Source organism: Parafrankia irregularis (genome assembly GCF_001536285.1).
GTDB classification, from domain to species: Bacteria; Actinomycetota; Actinomycetes; order Frankiales; family Frankiaceae; genus Parafrankia; species Parafrankia irregularis.
The window spans coordinates 74,217-92,388 of the sequence record NZ_FAOZ01000003.1; the positions used below are offsets into that span (position 1 = coordinate 74,217).

Consider the following 18,172-nt stretch of genomic DNA (forward strand, 5'->3'; position numbering starts at 1 on the left):
TCCTTTTGCAGTCGTACCTGGCGTCGATGTGATGCGTTGTCGTCGTAAGCGACGGATCGTCGCGGCGCGCTGACGTTCCTCAGCGGTGCGGCGCGACGGGCGTCGGCTGCTTCTGGCGTGCCTGCCAGGCCAGCCGGCGCCCGCTGCTCCGGTCGAACAGGTGGATGTGGTCGCGGGCGGTGGTGAGCACGACCGGCTGCCCGGCGGCGAGGCCGAGCGGCCGGGCGCCGCGGAACTGCACGATGGCGCCACCGACGGTGCACTGGGCCGATTCCTCCGCGCCGAGGTTCTCGACCGCCTGCACCTCCCCGCGCAGGACCGGTGTCCCGACCGGTCCCGCGCTGTCGGTCTGGCGCAGGTGTTCGGGCCGGATGCCGAGGATGACGTCCCGGCTCTCGACCTCCTCACCTGGCCAGAGGTCGACCTCCACGCCCTGGGCGACCACCCGCACCCGGCCGTCGTGTCCTTCCACCCGGGCCGGGAGCAGGTTCATCGGCGGGGAGCCGAGAAAACCGGCGACGAACACCGACGCCGGTTCGTCGAAGACCTCGGTCGGGGTGCCGACCTGTTCCAGTCGGCCGCCGTCGAGCATCGCGATCCGGGTCGCCAGGCTGAGCGCCTCGACCTGGTCGTGGGTGACGTAGACGACGGTCGCGCCGAGGGTCTCGTGCAGGGTGCGGAACTGCGCCCTGGTCGCCTGGCGCAGCTTGGCGTCCAGGTTGGACAGCGGCTCGTCCATGAGGAAGGCACGCGGATCACGGATGATCGCTCGGCCGACCGCGACCCGCTGGCGCTGGCCGCCGGACAGCTCCCGCGGCCGCCGTTCGAGCAGGCCGTCGAGCTCCAGCAGGGCCGCGACCTCCTCGACCCGCTGCCGGATCCGCGCGCGAGGCATCCGCGCGGCCCGCAGTGGGAAACCGATGTTGCGCGCGACGGTGAGATGCGGGTACAGGGCGTAGCTCTGGAACACCATCGCGAGGTCACGCCGGGCCGGTGGGGCGTAGGTGATGTCCTCGTCGTCGAGCAGCACCCGGCCGCCGGACGGCTGTATCAGGCCGGCGATCAGCCGCAGCAGCGTCGACTTCCCGCAGCCACTCGGACCGAGCAGCACGAGGAACTCGCCGTCGGCGATGTCGAGATCGATGCCGTCGACGGCGACGACGTCTCCGTACTGTTTGGTCAGTCCGTCGAGCACGATCCTGCCCACGCTGCTGGCTCCTCCCCCGGGCGCGACCTGTGGTGTCCCGTTGTCCGTGCGCTGATCCCCCGGCTCCCCCGGCTCCGATGGCCTAGCCAGCCCGACCCGAGACCGGTGGGATACCGGCTCGGTGTGGAGAGCGCGCGGGTGAAGAATACGGTCCACGCTTATTCCGGAGTCAGCCGATTGCATTTATGGATGAGGCGATTGCCCAGACGGATGACCAGACCCCGGCTGATTCTCCTGAAATTGGCCGGGAGTAATTTCTGGTGGATTTCAGATGTCCAGTTCCAGACGCTCACCCAGGCTGCGCGAAACGCACACCATCATCGTTCGGCCGGCCGCGCGCTCGGCCTGGCTCAGAACGGTGTCGCGGTGGTCCACATCGCCGCCGAGCACGGTTGTCTCGCAGGTGCCGCAGGTGCCGTCCCGGCAGGACGACGTGACCGCCGCGCCAGCGGACTCCAACGCCGCCAGGACGGACTGTCCAGGCCGGACGGTGAGCACCCGCCCGCTGCGGGCGAGACGCAGCTCGAACGGGTGGTCGCCGTCGCGGACAGCCGGCTCCGCCGGCCGGAAGCGCTCGGTGTGCAGCGCACCGGCCGGCCAGGCCGCGCAGGCCGCCTCGACCGCGCCGAGCAGGCCTTCCGGCCCGCAGCAGTACACCGCGGTCCCCTCGTGCGCGCCGGAGCCCGCCAGGTCACCGAGGACGTCCCCGATCGGGAGCAGGCCGTGGGTGTCCTGCGGGTGCAGGACGACCCGCGGACCGTACCGGGCCAGTTCCTCGGCGAATGCCATCGCCGCCAGTGCCCGCCCGCCGTAGAGCAGGCTCCAGTCGGCACCGCGCGCCGCGAGGTCGGCCACCATCGGCATCAGCGGGGTTATCCCGATACCGCCCGCGACCAGCAGGTACCTCGGCGCGTCGACCAGCGCGAAGGCGTTGCGCGGGTGGCTGACCGTCAGCGTGGTGCCGGCCCCGACCCGGTCGTGCAGGTGCATCGAACCGCCCCGGCCGGCTGCCTCACGCAGGACGGCGATCCGCCAGACCCCCCGGTCGGACGGGTCACCGCACAGCGAGTACTGACGGGTCAGGCCCGGCCGGACGGTGACATCGACGTGCGCGCCGGCCGTCCACGCCGGCAGCGGGGTGCCCGCGGGGTCGGCCAGGTCGAAGCAGACCACGTCGAGGGCCAGGGAACGCCGGGCGCGGACGACCAGCGTCAACTCCGGTCCGCCCCCGGACGGATCACGCCGCGATCCAGATGCTCCGGACTGATCCGGCCCTGGGGCGGCAGGCGGTGCCACAGACGAGGACAAGGACACGGACGACCTCCCGGGAATTCCCGACGGATACTGAATCCTTTTCCATCGTCGACGCGGTCTCACGGCAGCTGGCCGTGGCCCGCGAGATGGTGAGCGATCGCTGGTTCTGGAAAAGGTCAGGGCCTTCCCACGGTAGCGACGCCCCGGCGGCCGGCGAACCGCTCAGGGTGCCATCATTGAAAAGTTCGATCGCCGGGCCGCGGCAGACTGATCGCTTTTCGCCTCCGTGGTCTGCTGCTCGCGCTCCAGGTCGGCTTCGGCGTGTTCCAGGCTGTCCAGCAGGGTTTCCACCAGGCGGGTGCGTGGCGGGCGCCACACGACGTGCACGGGTATCGTCGGCACGGGATCGACGAGTGGTACCGCACGCGCACCCGCGATACCGAGCGCGCGTTCCTGTGAGGCGAATCCGACCACCGGCCGGGTGGTGACCAACAATGCGCTCGCGCCGGGATCGTCGACCTCGGCCACGACCCGGAGCTTTATGCCGGCCCGGTCGGCCGCCCGGGAAATCGTGTCGTAGAGCGCCGGGCACTGGGTGCGGTGGAACAGCAGGCATGGCTGGCGTTCCAGGTCACCGAACGGCACCTGCGCCCGCGCGGCCCATTCATGATGCTCACCGACGACCGCGAGAATGCGGACCCGCAGCACCTCCTTCGAGTGCAGGCTGGAGGTGGGCGGCAGCCCGAAGATGAAGCCGACATCCAGCTCACCGCTGAGCAGGCTCTTGATCTGGGGGCCGGTCCGCCGCTCCCACAGCCGTGGCACGACTCCCGGGTGGGACGTGTGCATGTGGGCGAGCGTCGGCGGAAGAATGCGGTGCCCCGCCGGCAGGTTGAATCCGATGTTGATCTTCCCGGCCCGGCCAGCGGCCGTGTCGCGGGTGATTTCGAGCGTTCGGCGCTTCAGCTCGAGGATTTTCTTGGCCTCACCCCGGAACGCATGACCGGCGGGAGTGAGACGCACCTCACGCGAGTTTCTCGCGACCAGCTGCACACCGACCTCGCGTTCAAGGCGGGCCAGGTGCTGGCTCAGTGAGGGCTGGGTCAGGTTGAGCCGGCGCGCGGCCCGACCGAAGTGGACTTCATCGGCGATGGCGAGAAAAGAGACCAGATGACGGAACTCCACGAGCGTCCTCCCTCATTCCCCCGCTCGCCAGTCTAGTGTGGCTGCCTAACAGACGATGAAGCCCGAGTAAGCCACGAGTAATTCTTCGGCTGCCAGGGTGCGCCGGCACGCCTGCGGATCGGTGCGGAATTTATTCCGCAGCCGCACCGCAATGTGTCCTGCGCCGCTTTTTCGTCGACTCCGGGCGGATATCCCGACGACACGCTATGAAGAACCGGATGGGGCGGGAATTTGCGCGAGCAATAGGGAGGGCAGTCGCACGGGCGGCTGCACGAGGCGTTCGCAAACCGCGGGTCCGTGTCACGGGCCGTCTCCGCCGACCGACTCCGCCGACCGACTCCGCCGACCGACGCCACCGGCCGGCGGCCCGGATCAGGCCACAACGAGATCGGCCCTGGTCCGGGCATGCCCGGACCAGGGAATGCCCAGACCAGGGCGTGCCCGGTCCCGACGGGTCAGCCCGCGACGCGCACCGGCAGTGCCGACATGCCACGGACCACGATGTTCGGCCGGTACGGGGGCGGATCCGCCAGCAGCGTGATCCCGGTCAGCCTGGTCGCGACCGCGCGCAACGCCTCGCTGACCTCGAGCCGCACCAGCGGCGCACCCAGGCAGTAATGGAGGCCCATCCCGAGAGCGAGATGGCGGTTCACCCGGGCCCCGCCCGCATAGCGATCGATGCGGAACCGGTCGGCCTCGTCGAACGCCCGCGGGTCACGGTTGGCCGAACCGAGCACGAGAATGACCGCCTCGCCCGGGGTGAAGACCCTGCCGGCCACGGTCACCTCCCCGCGTGCGGTGCGTGTCGTCACCTGCGCCGGCGGGTCGAACCGCAGCATCTCCTCGACCGCGGGCAGCGCCAGCTCCGGCGCACGCCGCAGGGCGTCCAGCTGATCGGGGTTGCGCATCAGGGCGAGCACACCGTTCCCGATCAGGTTGACCGTCGTCTCATGGCCCGCGACCACGAGGATGAGCAGGGTGCCGAGCATCTCCGTCGTCGTGAGCCGGTCGCCCTCGGCATGCACCTGCGCGAGCGCGCTGATCAGATCGTCGCGTGGGTCGGCCCGGCGGTCCGCCACGAGGGCGCCGAAGAACTCCCGGAACTCCCCGACCGCGGCGGTGCGCTCGGCGAGCTCGGCGGGTGAGAGAAGATCGTCCGGGTCCAGGCCGCGCGCGATCCCGGCCGACATCCGGCGCACCGCGGCGTGCTCGGAGGCGGGGACGCCGAGCAGCTCGCAGATCATGGTCAGCGGCAGCGGGTAGGCGAACTCCTCGATCAGGTCCAGCTCGCCGACGGCGAGCGCGCGGTCGAGCAGCTCGTCGACCACACGACGGGCCGTCGGGCGGGTCGCCTCGATCGTCCGCGGGGTGAAGGCCCGGCTCACCAGGCCACGCAGCCGGGTGTGGTCCGGCGGCTCCATCCACAGGAAGGATCCGGGCAGCTCGACGTCGCTGGCCGGGTGCAGCAGCTCGGATTCCTCGGCGTGGCTCCACACCGGGTCGGCCAGGATCGCGGCGCACTCGGCGTAGCCGGGCACCAGCGACGTGCCCAGCGGCCCCGGCAGGAAGGTGCCCGCCGCGCGCAGGATGCCGTATGCCCGGTAGGGGTCGTGCCGCCAGGCCGGGTCGAAGGAGTCGATCACCGCCTGGCCGAGCACCTCGGCGCTGATCCCCCCGGCCGGAGCGATCTGGGTCGCGGCGTCCGTGGGAGCCTGGCCCTCCGGGCCGGTCGCCGTGGTCGTCATGACGCCCGCACCGCCGGCTCGATCAGCAGGCAGGTCGACGTGCCGTGGGCGACCAGCGCGCCGGCCCGGTTGGTCACCCGGGCCTCGGCGGTCGCGGTACGACGTCCCACGTGCACGGCGGACCCGACGCAGGTGAGCAGGTCGTCGTCCAGCGCGACCGCTCGGATGAAGTTCACCTTCAGCTCCAGCGTCGTGTAGAGCACGCCCTCGGGCAGCTGGGTGTAGACGGCGCTGCCCATCGCGGTGTCCATCAGCGTGCTGATCACCCCGCCGTGGACGGTCATCATCGCGTTCGCCGCGGCTGGTGACGGGGTGAGCGTCCAGACCGACGAGCCGTCACCGAGCTCGGTCAGCAGCACGCCCAGCGAGTGGCCGACGCCGATGCCCGCACGCAGGCCGTGGGTCACCAGGTCGGCGAGCTCCCGCAGGCGGCGGGCCTGGTCAGGCTGGTCGACGGTGACCACCGGTTCGGTGGCACGGTCCAGGTCCAGGGTGCGGTCCATGGTCGGCGGCTCCCCGCGCGTCGGTGTCGGCCAACTATGCGTCGCGCCGCATCGTGACCCCGGGGATCGGCGACTGACGAGATGCATTCGCAGCCCGAATCGATCGATCGGGTCCACCCACACCCTCCCGGCCGCCACAGCCGGGACGGACCAGGCTGCCGCCCGGGCGGCGCGGTCGCCCGACCGGCGCAGTCGCCCGACCGGCTCGGCTGGCGCAATCGCCCGATTGGACTGTGCCGCTCATGCTGTCGGTCGGCGGTGCGATCGGACATCGTGCGTCCCGTCGGCGCGGTCGCGCCGCCACGCCCCCGCGTACGACAGGCGTACGACGACAGTGCCGTTGCGGACGTGCCCGGTGCCGATGTGCCGGTGCGGGCCTGCCGGCGCGGACGACAGGAGTGGGACAGCCATGGTCGCCGGAGACGTCTCCACCGAGCCCACCCAGGCCGAGTCCGACCAGGTGGAGTTCACCGCCTTCCACCCGGCCCACAAGGCCGATCCGTACCGCAACTACGGGCAGGTGCGCCAGACCCGGCCGTTGTGCCCGTTCATGCTCGGCGACATCCCCGTCACCGTGGTCACCCGGTACGCCGACTGCGAGGCCGTGCTGCAGAGCGACGACTGGGTGCACGGGTACGACGCCGGGATCAGCCCGTTCCGCGAGGGCAACGCCAGCGCGCCCCGCTCCTTCCTGCGCATGGACCCCCCGGACCACACCCGACTGCGCGGGCTGGTGAACAAGGCGTTCACCCCGCGCATCGTCAACGCGATGGAGCCGCGCATCCGGGCACACGCCGACCGGCTGGTCGCGGACGCCCGTGCGACCGGCACGCTGGAGGTCATCAGCGAGTACGCCGCACCGATGGCGAGCGGGACTCTCGGGCAGCTGCTCGGCGTGCCCGACGACGTCGGCGCGTCGCTGCGGGGATGGGCGCTGGCGATCGCCCGGGGCACCGACCCGGACAACCTGCTGAGCGAGGACGAGCTGGCCGCCCGCAAGAAGGCGACGCTGGACTTCCATCGCTACTTCGAGGAGCTCATCGCGCAGCGCCGGGCGCACCCCACCGACGACCTGGTCAGCAAGCTCGCCGCGGCGCGCGACCGGGACGACGCCCTGAGCGAGACCGAGCTGCTGGGGGTCTCCTCGCTGATGGTCGTCGCCGGGATGGAGACGTCCATCAACTACATCGGGTCGGCGGTACTCACCCTGCTTCGCCACCCCGACCAGCTCGCGCTGCTGCGCGAGCGGCCGGAGCTGCTGGCCTCCGCGGTGGAGGAGGTGCTGCGGTTCGACCCGCCGACCCAGTTCACGATGCGCACCGCGGCCCGGGAGACCGAGGTCGGCGGGCGCACCTTCCAGCGCGGCGACGGCGTGCTGCTGGTCAGTGCCGCGGCCGGCCGCGATCCCGACGCCTACGCGGAGCCGGACCGCTTCGACATCACCCGCTTCCACGGCCCGACGCCCGCTCGGCGCCATCTGGGCTTCAGCGTCGGCATCCACTTCTGCCTCGGGGCGCCGCTGGCCCGGATCGAGGCCGCGTCCGCGATCGGCGCGCTGCTCGCGGGATCCACCCACCTGGAGCTCGCCATCGACGAGGGTGAGCTCGTCTATCTCCCGAGCCTCATCCATCGAGCGCTGGCCACGCTCCCGGTCCGGATCAGCTGACCGCCGACCCAGCCCCACCCTGGACGGCCCGACCCAGCCCGGCCCGGCTCCCAGCCCGGCCCAGCTCCCGCAGCCCATCCGGCGCCGCCCGGCGCCGGACCGCAGCCGGGCTCTCCCGAAGTCCACTGGTACGTCCAGTTACAGTGAGGGAGAGTCCGGTTCTCGCGTCGTTTGTGTCGTGTCGAACCTGGATGGGAGACTAGTTCGCAGGACTGGGAAGGGAGCACCCCGCACTGTGAGTGACCTTGAGACGCCGGACTACTTCCGCGATGCGCAGCTCGTCGCCGACCCGTACCCGTTCCTGGAGCAGATGCGCGATCGCTGCCCCGTGCTGCGGGAGGACCATCACGACGTGGTGATGGTGACCGGTTACGAGGAAGCCGTCGAGGTCTTCCACGACTCGGCGACCTTCTCCTCGTGCACCTCGGTGACCGGCCCCTTCCCCGGCTTCCCCGTGCCGCTCGAGGGCGACGACGTCACCGCGCTCATCGAGGCGCACCGCCACGAGCTGCCGATGAGCGACCAGTTGCCCGTCATGGACCCGCCGACCCACACCGCGCACCGGGCGCTGCTGATGCGGCTGATCACCCCGAAGCGGCTCAAGGAGAACGAGGCCCAGATCTGGAACCTCGTCGACCAGATGCTCGACCCGTATCTGGCCAGCGGCGAGGGTGACTACATCTCCGGTTTCGCCGGGCCGTTCACCCTGCTGATCATCGCCGACCTGCTCGGCGTGCCGGAGGAGGACCAGGAGGAGTTCCTCGACCGGCTGCAGCGCCGGCCCGAGTCGCAGTCGGGCATCGGCAGCACCGGCGACGACCATCTCGCGCACAACCCCCTGGAGTTCCTCTACAACAAGTTCACCGCCTACATCGAGGACCGGCGCGCCGAGCCCCGCGACGACGTGCTCACCGGGCTGGCCCAGGCGACCTTCCCCGACGGTTCGACCCCGGAGGTCATCGACGCCGTCCGGGTGGCGGCGAACCTGTTCTCCGCCGGGCAGGAGACGACGGTGCGGCTGCTCAGCTCCGCGCTGAAGATCCTGGCCGAGGATCCCGAGCTGCAGGACCTGCTGCGCTCCGAGCCCGAGCGGGTCGGCAACTTCATCGAGGAGACGCTGCGGCTGGAGAGCCCGGTCAAGGGCGACTTCCGGCTTTCGCGGGTGCCGACGACCGTCGGCGGGGTCGACCTGCCCGCCGGGACGACCGTGATGGTCGTGAACGGCGCCGCCAACCGTGACCCGCGCCGGTTCGAGAACCCCAACGTCTTCGACGTGGCCCGCCCGAACGCGCGCCACCACGTCGCGTTCGGGCGCGGCATCCACACCTGCCCCGGCGCACCGCTCGCCCGGGCCGAGACGCGGGCCGCCATCGAACGGATCCTGGAGCGGACCACCGAGATCCGAGTTTCCGAGAGCGTGCACGGCCCGGCCGGCGACCGGCGCTACAGTTACCTGCCCACGTTCATCCTGCGTGGGCTGACCCACCTCAACCTGGAATTCACGCTGGCGCCGAGGAACGTGTGATGAAGGTTTTCGTCGACGAGGACCGCTGCTGCGGGCATTCGACCTGCTGCACGCTGTGTCCCGAGGTCTTCTCCCTCTCCGATGACGGCTTCGCCGTGGTGATCGTGGACGAGGTTCCGCCGGACTTCGAAAGCGTTGTCCACTCCGCGGTCAGCAACTGCCCCGAGCAGGCCATCAGCGCGTCCTGACCCCTTTCGGCGATCCACGGCTGGCCGTTCACCGGTCGACGGCCGGCCGCTCGTCCGGCCGTGGCGGAAGGCTCGGCGGCCGTGGTCGGTCCGCGGTCACGTCGAGGACGGTCTGCGCGCGGCCCGGCAACCCACCGGGCCGTGCGCGCAGTCCGTCGAGGACGATCTCCCGGGCCCGCTCGTAGACGAGGTCGGCCACCTCGCCGGGCATCCGGTGCGACTCGTGCAGCAGCACCGCGAAGAGATGGGTGACGTCACCCGCCCCGACGTCGGGCCGCAGGGTTCCCTCCCGCTTCGCCGCCTCGACGAGCTCCTCGATCAGCTCGATGAGCTCGCGCCGGATGCGCCCGACCCGCGGATCGGTCCGGATCGCCTCGGTGATCGCGGCCTGGAACAGGCTCGGGGTCCGCAGCGCGAACCTGAGCTCCGGCGACCCGCCGAGGACCGCGATCAGGGCATCCCAGGCCCGCGGGCCCACCTCCACCGCGGCATGTGCCCGGGCGAGCATCGCCGCCAGGCTGTCCTCGACGACGGCCAGCACCAGGCTCTGGCGGTCCGGGAAATGCCGGTACAGCGTCCCCACGCCGACCCCGGCGAGTCGGGCGATCTCCTCCATGGGCAGGTTGGGGCCGTCCTCGGCGAACGCGGCCACCGCGGCGGAGATGATTTTGCCTCGGTTGCGCCGGGCATCGGCCCGTAACCGGACCGGGGACGCCGCGGTCATGCCGCCCGCTCCCCTGCCGGAATCCGGCCGGGGGCATGCGGGCATAACGCGATCGACGGGCCCGATAAGCGAAAGCCGATGGTGCGCAGCTGCCACATCGCTGCTCCCTTGATGTCTCGTGGTGCGTGATGGCCGTCTCGTGGTGCGTGACGACAGGTGTCAGGTGACTGTGCGCCCGAGAGCGCGCGGCGAGCGGTTGGCGACGGTGCTCCCGCACCTGGCCACGGGCCGGTCGGGCGACGAGTGGGCAGGATTATGCCTGGCAGGCCCGGCCGGCGAAAGAAATCCCGTGGCCTGCCCGGCAGCGACGGCGGCGCGGCCGGGAAACCGGGAAACCGCGGAACCGGTGCGGCCGGCGGCTCCCGACAGCGCGCGAACTGTTTCGCCCGCAGGCCGTTGCCGCTACTGTCCGCCTGGTGGCAAAGGCGATCGTCAACGGTCTCGGCATCGGCTACGACCTCGTCGGCGACGGCGACCGGACCTGGGTCCTCACCCTGGGCGGCCGGTTCACCCGACGGACTCCGGGGGTGCCCGAGCTGGCCGCGGCGCTCGCCACGCCCGGTAACCGGGTGCTGCTGTGGGACCGGCCGAACAGCGGCGAATCCGACCTCTGCTTCGCCGGCGGAAGCGAGCCGCGGATGCAGGCCGACACCCTGGCGGCGCTGCTCACCGAGCTCGACCTCGGCCCGGCGGTGCTCGCCGGTGCCACGGTCGGGTCCCATGTCTCGCTGCTCACCGCCGCCTACCATCCCCAGGTGGCGGCCGGGCTCGCCGTGTGGTGGGTCAGCGGCGGTGTGCCCGGCCTGACGATCCTCGCGAACGCCTACTACACGGCGTCCGTCACGGCCGCGTGGACGACCGGGATGGAGGCGGTGGCCGCCCTGCCGGAGTGGGGCCCGTCGTTCGCCGCCAACGCGCGCAACCGGCAGCGGCTGCTCGCCCAGGACCGCGCCGAGTTCGTCGCCACGCTCCAGCGATGGATGGCCGCCTTCAGCGCGCGGCCGGGTGAGGTGATCCCGGGCCTGCCCGACGATGTCGCGCGGTCGGTGCGGGTTCCGGCGCTCGTGCTGCGCAGCGGGGCGAGCGACCCGTTCCACCCGCGGGCCGTCTCGGAGGCACTCGCCGCGGCGCTGCCGCAGGCCCGGCTGGCGGAACCGCCGTGGGGCGACCGCGAGTACCTCGAGCGTCAGGCCGACATGGCACGGGCCGGCAGCCTGTTCGTGCGCTGGCCGCTGCTGGCTCCGGTGCTCACCTCCTGGGCCGCCGACACGCTCACCTGAATCCGCGCGCCGGCGGCGGCGATCGTCACCCTGGAACGATCGACATCCTGCGGCGACCGTCGTCCTACAGCAGCGCCGCGGCCAGGCGGCGCCACTGCTCGCGCGGGAAGGCCTGCTGGTCGGCCGTAAGCACCTGGATGCACACGTGGTCCGCGCCGGCCGCGTGGTGCTCGGCGACGCGCCGCCCGACGGCCTCCTCGTCACCCCAGGCGATGAGGGCGTCGAAGAGACGGTCGCTCACGGAGGTGATGTCCTCGTCGGTGAAGCCGAGGCGGCGCACGTTGTTCGCGTAGTTCGGCAGCCCCAGGTAGCCCGCGAGCCAGCCGCGGCCGACGGTGTGGGCCTCGTCGGCGTCGGTGGTGAGGATGACCGTCTGCTCCGGCAGCACGAGCGGCCCCGCGCCGAGGCGCTCGCGGACCTGGCGGGTGTGCTCGGGCGTGACCAGGTAGGGGTGGGCTCCACGGGCGCGGCTGCCGGCGAGCTCCAGCATCTTCGGGCCGAGCGCCGCCAGCACGCGGTCCTGCGCCGGGACGGGGGTGTCGGCCTTGTCGAGGCCGTCGAGGAAGGCGCTCATCGCCGCCAGCGGGCGCCGGTACCGGCCGGCCTCCGCCGCGTCGATCAGGGGCGCGTGGCTGACGCCGATCCCCATCAGGAACCGGTCACCGTGCGCGGCGGTCAGCGCGGCGAAGCCGGCGGCGACGTCCACGGGGTCGTGCATCCACAGGTTGAGGATGCCGGTGGCGATCGTCACCCGGCTGGTCGCGGTGAGCAGGGCGCCGACCGCGTCGAGGACCGGGCCGCCGACGTCGGGGATCCACAGCGCGCGGTAGCCGAGATCCTCCAGCTCCGCCGCGGCGTCCGTCACCTCCGCCGGATCGCCGTAGCGCAGCTGCTGGCTCCACACGCCAATGCCTGACAGGTCCATCCCAGCCATCCCGTCCACTTGCCGGTCGCCCGGCGGCCGCTGTCGCTACGTTGACTATCAGACGTCGGGCGACGCCGCGACCGTGGCCGGCTCCGCCCGGCTGGCGCACTAGGCGGTACTTTAGATAAAGTATGCAATTCGGGAACGGGCGTCTCAGCAGGCCCGTCACCTCCCGCCGCGCGTCGCGGGCCCCGTCGCGGGCTCGGTCGCGAACCAGCGTCTGAAGGGAGATCGCGTGCTCGACGACGATGTGCGCCAGATCATCGCCGCCACCCGCCGCTTCGTGCGCGAACGGGTCGTGCCGGCCGAGGCCGACATCGAGCAGTCGGACGCGATACCCCCCGACCTGCGCCGCGAGGCCGCCGAGATGGGCCTGTTCGGCTTCGCCATCCCCGAGACGTACGGCGGCCTGGGCCTGAACATGAGCGCCGAGGCCAGGCTGGTCTTCGAGCTGGGCTACACCACCCCCGCCTTCCGGTCGATGTTCGGGACGAACAACGGCATCGCCGGTCATGTGCTGCTCGAAGGCGCCACCGAGGAGCAGAAGAAGGCCTATCTGCCGCTGGTCGCCTCGGGCGAGTGGACGGCGTCGTTCGCGCTGACCGAGGAGAACGCCGGCTCGGACCCGGCGGGCCTGGCGACGTCCGCCCGCCGCGAGGGAGACGACTGGGTCATCAACGGCGCCAAGCGCTTCATCACCAACGCACCGGTCGCCGACGTCTTCATGGTCTTCGCCCGGACCGACCCAGACGCCAAGGGCGGCCGCGGCATCACCGCCTTCATGGTGGAGCGGGGCACCCCCGGCCTGAGCGTCGGCCCGAAGGACCACAAGATGGGCCAGGCCGGCGCCTGGACGGCCGACGTCACGCTGGACGACGTCCGCGTGCCGGCCAGCACGGTGATCGGCGGGGAGGACGGGGTCGGGCGCGGTTACGCGACCGCGATGCGCTGCCTCGCCCACGGCCGCATCCACATCGCGGCGCTGTGCGTGGGCCTGACCCAACGGCTGCTGGACGAGTCCGTCGCGTACGCCGCCAGCCGGGTCCAGGGCGGCAGCGTGATCGGTGAGCACCAGCTCGTGCAGGGCCTGCTCGCCGACTCCGCGACCGACCTGTACGCGGCGCGGGCGCTGGTCACCGAGGTCGCGGCCGGCTTCGACGACGGAAGCGACACCCGGATCGGGCCGTCCTGCGCGAAGTACTTCGCCTCCGAGGCGGTCGGGCGGGTCGCGGACCGCGCCGTGCAGATCCACGGCGGGGCCGGGTACATGCGCGGTGTGCCGGTCGAGCGTTTCTACCGCGACGCCCGCCTGTTCCGGATCTACGAGGGCACCAGCCAGATCCAGCAGATCGTGATCGCCCGCCAGCTGCTGCGCGACGCGGGCGTGCGCTAGCACCAGCGGCAGCCGAGCGCGGGGCGGTTCCGCGGAACCGCCCCGACCATCGGACCAGACGCGGTCGCCGTCATGGCCCGGGTCATGGCCGGGCAACACATAGCCACCTGCCCCGCGGCGGATAGCGTCGGGCGGTGCAGCCGGAAGGCCGGCGCGGCGGGAGGGCTTGGGCGATGCGTTTCGTGGGCGTGCGGGATGGTCGGCGGACCGTGGTCGGCCTGGTGCTGGAACGCGCCGGGGTGTCGAAGCTGGCGCGGATCGCCGACGTCGACGACTTCTACGCCGATCTCCCCCACTGGCTGTCGGCGGCCCGCGAGATCACGGCGAGTGGCCACGGCGGCGCCGATCTGGACGATCTCGCGGACGTCGCCGCCAGCCCCGGCCTCGCCCCGCCCGTGCCGGCCGGGGCCCGCGTGCTGGGCATGGGCCTGAACTACCACGCCCACGCCGCGGAGACCGGCCTCGAGCTGCCCCGCAAGCCCCCGATCTTCGCGCGCTGGACCGCGTCGCTCACCGTGGACGGCACACCCGTCCCGGTGCCGCCCGGCGAGCGCGGGCTGGACTGGGAGGGCGAGCTCGCCGCGGTCGTCGGGACCCGGCTCGTCGACGTCGACGAGGCCACCGCCCAGCGGGGCGTCCTCGGCTACGCGGTGTTCAACGATCTCAGTGCCCGCCGGGCCCAGGGCGCCTCCGCGCAGTGGACCCTGGGCAAGAACTCGGACCGCAGCGGGCCGATGGGACCGGTGGTCACCACCGACGAGGCCGGCGACCCGGCCGCCGGCCTGCGCCTGGTCACCCGGGTCAACGGCGAGGTCATGCAGGACGGCAACACCAACGACATGATCTTCACGGTCGGCGCGATCCTGTCCTTCGTCAGCCGCACCATCCCGCTGGATCCCGGGGACGTCCTCATCACCGGGACGCCCGCCGGAGTCGGCTACACGCGCACCCCGCCCCGCTATCTCGTCCCGGGTGACGTCGTCGAGGTCTCGATCGAGACCCTCGGCACCATCCGCAACCCCGTCACAGCAGCACAGTCATAGCGCATCAGTCCCGGTCGGCGATCGGACGCTGATCCGACAAGGTACCTCCGCACGGGGACGCACCCGCCTGAGGACCTACCCGAAAGTCCTATGATGTGCCGCGATGAGCCGGTGTCGTCACGCAGAACGACTGCCGCGGAGCGCGGCACGGGCGCGACCGGCGACAGGACGTATCAGCCGCGTACCGATGACAGGAGTCCCGTGAGCCAGGACAAGCCAGCCCGGAATCCGCTGGCGCGCGCCATCCACGAGCCACCCGCCGGGTGGAGCCCGGAGGGAATCGACACCTCCGTCCCGAGCATCGCCCGGGTCTACGACGCCATCCTCGGGGGCAAGGACAACTTCCCCGTCGACCGCGCGGTGGCCGACGAGCTGATGCGGCTGGCGCCGCGGGGCCGGCAGTCCGCCCTGTACAACCGGGCGCTGCTGGGGCGGGGTGTGCGGTTCATGGCCAGCCAGGGCATCCGTCAGTTCATCGATCTCGGCTCCGGTCTGCCGACGGCGCAGAACACCCACGAGACGGCGCAGGCCGCGGCGCCGGACGCCCGGGTGGTCTACGTCGACAACGATCCGATCGTGCTCGCGCACGGCCGGGCGCTGCTCGCCGAGAACGAGAACACCTCCGTGCTCACCGCGGACTTCCGTAGCCCGGAGCAGGTGCTCAACCACCCCGAGCTGACCGGGATCATCGACTTCGACCAGCCCGTCGCGCTGCTGCTGTTCGCCGTCGTGCACCACATCGAGGACGCCGAGGATCCCGCCGGCATCCTCGCCACCTACCGCGAGCACCTGGCGCCGGGCAGCTACCTGTTCCTCAGCCATTTCGTGACCCATGGGGAGGAGACCGCGGAGCTGGAGAAGGTCATGCTCGCCGACCTCGGGCGGGGCCGCTTCCGGACGATCGCCGAGATCACGGCGTTCTTCGACGGGTTCGAGCTGCTGGAGCCGGGCGTCACCTACACGCCGCTGTGGCGCCCCGAGGAGCCGCTGCCCGACCCGCTCACCCTCACCGAGCGGCTGGTCGCCGGCGGCCTCGCCCGCAAGCCGTGACCCGGCGGGCCGGTGCCGCCGTCGCCCACGGCGAGGCGGCACCGGCCCGGGCCCGACCCGGCCCGTGGCCCGGCCTGACCTGGATCGCCGCTCAGGTCTTCGGCCCACCGGCGACGTAGATCACCTGGCCGGTGACGAACCCGGCACCCTCACCGACGAAGAACGACACGGTGTTGGCGATGTCGTCGGGCTCGCCGACCCGACCCACCGGGATGTCCTTGGCCCGTGCGGCCGCGTACTCGTCCCACGTGCGCCCCAGCCGCTCCGCGGTCGCCCGGGTCATCTCCGTCGCGATCAGGCCCGGCGCCACCGCGTTGACGGTGATGCCGAACTTGCCGAGCTCGATCGCCACGGTCTTGGTGAAGCCCTGCAGGCCGGCCTTCGCGGTCGAGTAGTTGGCCTGCCCGCGGTTGCCGACCGCGGACGTGCTCGACAGGTTGACGACCCGCCCCCAGCCGGCGTCGACCATGTACTTCTGGACCGCGCGGGTCATCAGGAAGGTGCCGCGCAGGTGCACGCCCATGACGGCGTCCCAGTCGCTCTCCGTCATCTTGAACAGCAGGTTGTCGCGGGTGATGCCGGCGTTGTTCACCAGGACCGTGGGGGCGCCCAGCTCGGCCACGACCCGCTCCACCGCGGCGGCGACCTGCTCGGCGTCGCTCACGTTCGCCCCGACGGCGATGGCCTTCCCGCCGGCCGCGACGATCGCCTCCACGGTCTCCTTGGCGGCGGCCTCCTCCAGGTCGAGCACGGCGACGGCCAGGCCGTCGGCCGCGAGCCGCCGGGCCGTCGCGGCACCGAGCCCCCGCGCGGCACCCGTGACGATCGCGACGCGTTCCTTGACAGCGGACATGCTGAAGTCCTCCCACTATGCGGGTGATGGCCCGAGTGCCCGCAGGCGGCCCTCGGGGGCAGATCAGGTCGTTGGTACCGAAGTCTGTCAGGCGGCACCGGCAGACGCATCGCGTCCCGAGCCCACCGGCCAGCGCCGGTGGGTGCCACGGCGGGCGGCACGGCATGGCCGGCCCGGTTCGCGCCGGCTGCCCGGTGGGCGGACACTTGCTAGCCGGTCGGCCGGCCAGCTGACTGACCGGCTGGCCGGCCGGGACGCAGAAGCACGAGGAGCGCACGCAAAATCATTCGCCAACAGCCGCGGCACCAGCGATCGTGGAGCGCGACGCGAGGCGGTCCCACCGAGAGACCATCGGCCCGCGAGAGACACGCGAGAGACCCACACAAGAGACAAAGGAGTGATCCCCGTGCCCCCGGTTGACGAGCTGGCGGGAGCAGCGGCCCCGATCTGGATGTGGACCCATCCGCACGAGGTGGAGAGCGCCGCCCTCGACCAGCTCCGCACGATCGCCGACCTGCCCTACGTCCACCACCACGTCGCCGTCATGCCGGACGTCCACCTGGGCAAGGGCGCCACGGTGGGTTCGGTCATCGCGCTGCGCGACGCCGTCTCCCCCGCCGCCGTCGGCGTCGACATCGGCTGCGGGATGGCCGCGCTGCGGACCAACCTGACCGCTGCCGACCTGCCGGACGACCTCGGCCCGGTGCGGGCCGCGGTCGAGCGGGCCATTCCCGTCGGGCACCGCGGGCACGCCGAGATCTCCCGGCGGGTCCGCGGTTACGGCGAGCTGTGGACGGCGTTCGGTGATCTGCACCCGAAGGTGTCCGGGCGCAGCGGGGCCATCGACCGGGTGATGTCCCAGCTGGGGAGCCTCGGCTCGGGCAACCACTTCGTCGAGCTGTGCCTGGACTCGACGGACGCGGTATGGCTGATGCTGCACTCGGGGTCGCGCAACGTGGGCAAGACGCTGGCGGAGCTGCACATCGCGGCGGCCAAGAAGCTGCCGCACAACACCGGGCTGCCAGACCGGGACCTGGCGGTCTTCCTCGCCGGCAGCCCCGAGATGGCCGCCTACCGGCACGATCTCACCTGGGCCCAGACCTACGCCCGCCACAACCGGGAGACCATGCTGGCGCTCTATGTCGACGCGCTGCGCACCCACCTTCCGCAGCTGCGGGTGCCGACACCGCCGACCGACGGCCCGCACGCGGGCGACGCCGCCTTCGCCGCCGTCAACTGCCACCACAACTACGTCTCCGAGGAGCACCACTACGGCGCCGACGTCCTGGTCACCCGCAAGGGGGCCATCTCGGCGCGGGCCGGTGAGTACGGCATCGTGCCGGGCTCCATGGGCACCCGCTCCTACATCGTGCGCGGCCTGGGCAATCCCGAGTCCTTCCACTCCGCCTCGCACGGCGCGGGCCGGCGGATGAGCCGTACCCGCGCCCGCAAGGAGTTCACCACCGAGGACCTCGTCACCCAGACCGCCGGCGTCGAATGCCGCAAGGACCCCGGCGTGCTCGACGAGATCCCCGCCGCGTACAAGGACATCGACGCCGTCATCGCCTACCAGCGTGATCTCGTCGATGTCGCCGCGGAGCTGCACGCCGTGATGTGCGTGAAGGGTTAGC

16 protein-coding genes are annotated in these 18,172 nt (G+C 71.8%); 8 read left to right on the top strand and 8 right to left on the bottom strand.

What is annotated here, in order from left to right; translation table 11 throughout:
- Positions 1-79: 79 nt before the first annotated feature.
- The 5 genes from AWX74_RS05365 to AWX74_RS05385 form a co-directional block, all read right to left on the bottom strand.
- Complete coding sequence (locus AWX74_RS05365; protein ID WP_091272221.1) at positions 80-1,207, bottom strand: ABC transporter ATP-binding protein; 1,128 nt, start codon at positions 1,205-1,207, stop codon at positions 80-82.
- Between the two features lie 267 nt (positions 1,208-1,474).
- The gene (locus AWX74_RS05370) at positions 1,475-2,416 is read right to left on the bottom strand and encodes a PDR/VanB family oxidoreductase (RefSeq protein WP_165615494.1); all 942 of its coding nucleotides are present in this window, start codon (positions 2,414-2,416) and stop codon (positions 1,475-1,477) included.
- Positions 2,417-2,683: 267 nt separating this feature from the next.
- Entirely contained in the window at positions 2,684-3,646 is a 963-nt protein-coding gene (locus tag AWX74_RS05375; protein WP_091272223.1) for a LysR family transcriptional regulator, read from the bottom strand.
- 455 nt (positions 3,647-4,101) lie between these two features.
- Complete coding sequence (locus tag AWX74_RS05380) at positions 4,102-5,391, bottom strand: cytochrome P450 (RefSeq protein WP_091272225.1); 1,290 nt, start codon at positions 5,389-5,391, stop codon at positions 4,102-4,104.
- The gene (locus AWX74_RS05385; protein WP_006543892.1) at positions 5,388-5,894 is read right to left on the bottom strand and encodes a PaaI family thioesterase; all 507 of its coding nucleotides are present in this window, start codon (positions 5,892-5,894) and stop codon (positions 5,388-5,390) included. Before AWX74_RS05385 ends, AWX74_RS05380 begins: the two co-directional genes overlap by 4 nt.
- Before the next feature lie 409 nt (positions 5,895-6,303).
- On the opposite strand from AWX74_RS05385, the gene AWX74_RS05390 reads away from it, so the two are divergent.
- The 3 genes from AWX74_RS05390 to AWX74_RS05400 all read left to right on the top strand — a co-directional run bounded on the left by AWX74_RS05390 (position 6,304) and on the right by AWX74_RS05400 (position 9,273).
- Positions 6,304-7,560 (top strand): cytochrome P450, encoded by a 1,257-nt coding sequence (locus AWX74_RS05390; protein ID WP_091272227.1) that lies wholly within the window; start codon positions 6,304-6,306, stop codon positions 7,558-7,560.
- A 235-nt stretch (positions 7,561-7,795) separates the two neighbouring features.
- Positions 7,796-9,085: a cytochrome P450 gene (locus AWX74_RS05395; RefSeq protein ID WP_091272229.1), complete on the top strand. Its 1,290-nt coding sequence runs from the start codon at positions 7,796-7,798 to the stop codon at positions 9,083-9,085.
- Positions 9,085-9,273 (top strand): ferredoxin, encoded by a 189-nt coding sequence (locus AWX74_RS05400; RefSeq protein ID WP_091272231.1) that lies wholly within the window; start codon positions 9,085-9,087, stop codon positions 9,271-9,273. The genes AWX74_RS05395 and AWX74_RS05400 overlap by 1 nt, the downstream gene beginning before the upstream one ends.
- A gap of 28 nt (positions 9,274-9,301) precedes the next feature.
- On the opposite strand, the gene AWX74_RS05405 is transcribed toward AWX74_RS05400, so the two are convergent.
- Positions 9,302-9,997, bottom strand: a complete 696-nt coding sequence (locus tag AWX74_RS05405; protein ID WP_091272234.1) for a TetR/AcrR family transcriptional regulator — start codon at positions 9,995-9,997, stop codon at positions 9,302-9,304.
- 416 nt (positions 9,998-10,413) lie between these two features.
- Between AWX74_RS05405 and AWX74_RS05410 the strand changes: the two genes are divergently transcribed.
- Positions 10,414-11,277: an alpha/beta fold hydrolase gene (locus tag AWX74_RS05410; RefSeq protein WP_091272238.1), complete on the top strand. Its 864-nt coding sequence runs from the start codon at positions 10,414-10,416 to the stop codon at positions 11,275-11,277.
- A gap of 64 nt (positions 11,278-11,341) precedes the next feature.
- Here AWX74_RS05410 and AWX74_RS05415 read toward each other — a convergent pair whose 3' ends face one another.
- Positions 11,342-12,202 carry an LLM class F420-dependent oxidoreductase gene (locus AWX74_RS05415; protein WP_091272241.1) on the bottom strand — a complete coding sequence of 287 codons (861 nt, stop codon included), beginning with the start codon at positions 12,200-12,202 and terminating at the stop codon, positions 11,342-11,344.
- A 235-nt stretch (positions 12,203-12,437) separates the two neighbouring features.
- On the opposite strand from AWX74_RS05415, the gene AWX74_RS05420 reads away from it, so the two are divergent.
- The 3 genes from AWX74_RS05420 to AWX74_RS05430 all read left to right on the top strand — a co-directional run bounded on the left by AWX74_RS05420 (position 12,438) and on the right by AWX74_RS05430 (position 15,688).
- The gene (locus AWX74_RS05420) at positions 12,438-13,595 is read left to right on the top strand and encodes an acyl-CoA dehydrogenase family protein (RefSeq protein WP_054567360.1); all 1,158 of its coding nucleotides are present in this window, start codon (positions 12,438-12,440) and stop codon (positions 13,593-13,595) included.
- Between the two features lie 173 nt (positions 13,596-13,768).
- On the top strand, positions 13,769-14,638 hold the full coding sequence (locus AWX74_RS05425; protein WP_091272242.1) for a fumarylacetoacetate hydrolase family protein: 870 nt from the start codon (positions 13,769-13,771) through the stop codon (positions 14,636-14,638).
- 201 nt (positions 14,639-14,839) lie between these two features.
- Positions 14,840-15,688, top strand: coding sequence for an SAM-dependent methyltransferase (locus tag AWX74_RS05430; RefSeq protein ID WP_193209667.1), 849 nt, complete (start codon positions 14,840-14,842; stop codon positions 15,686-15,688).
- Between the two features lie 91 nt (positions 15,689-15,779).
- Here AWX74_RS05430 and fabG read toward each other — a convergent pair whose 3' ends face one another.
- Positions 15,780-16,541: a 3-oxoacyl-ACP reductase FabG gene (gene fabG / locus AWX74_RS05435; protein ID WP_091272244.1), complete on the bottom strand. Its 762-nt coding sequence runs from the start codon at positions 16,539-16,541 to the stop codon at positions 15,780-15,782.
- A gap of 406 nt (positions 16,542-16,947) precedes the next feature.
- On the opposite strand from fabG, the gene AWX74_RS05440 reads away from it, so the two are divergent.
- Positions 16,948-18,171, top strand: coding sequence for an RtcB family protein (locus AWX74_RS05440; RefSeq protein WP_091272246.1), 1,224 nt, complete (start codon positions 16,948-16,950; stop codon positions 18,169-18,171).
- The last annotated feature ends 1 nt before the right edge of the window (position 18,172 follow it).

Bases quoted from the DNA above. Each gene is read 5' to 3' on its own strand.
- AWX74_RS05380 (WP_091272225.1), bottom strand. From the start codon at position 5,391: ATGACGACCACGGCGACCGGCCCGGAGGGCCAGGCTCCCACGGACGCC.
- AWX74_RS05385 (WP_006543892.1), bottom strand. From the start codon at position 5,894: ATGGACCGCACCCTGGACCTGGACCGTGCCACCGAACCGGTGGTCACC.
- AWX74_RS05390 (WP_091272227.1), top strand. From the start codon at position 6,304: ATGGTCGCCGGAGACGTCTCCACCGAGCCCACCCAGGCCGAGTCCGAC.
- AWX74_RS05400 (WP_091272231.1), top strand. From the start codon at position 9,085: ATGAAGGTTTTCGTCGACGAGGACCGCTGCTGCGGGCATTCGACCTGC.
- AWX74_RS05405 (WP_091272234.1), bottom strand. From the start codon at position 9,997: ATGACCGCGGCGTCCCCGGTCCGGTTACGGGCCGATGCCCGGCGCAAC.
- AWX74_RS05415 (WP_091272241.1), bottom strand. From the start codon at position 12,202: ATGGACCTGTCAGGCATTGGCGTGTGGAGCCAGCAGCTGCGCTACGGC.
- AWX74_RS05425 (WP_091272242.1), top strand. From the start codon at position 13,769: ATGCGTTTCGTGGGCGTGCGGGATGGTCGGCGGACCGTGGTCGGCCTG.
- fabG (WP_091272244.1), bottom strand. From the start codon at position 16,541: ATGTCCGCTGTCAAGGAACGCGTCGCGATCGTCACGGGTGCCGCGCGG.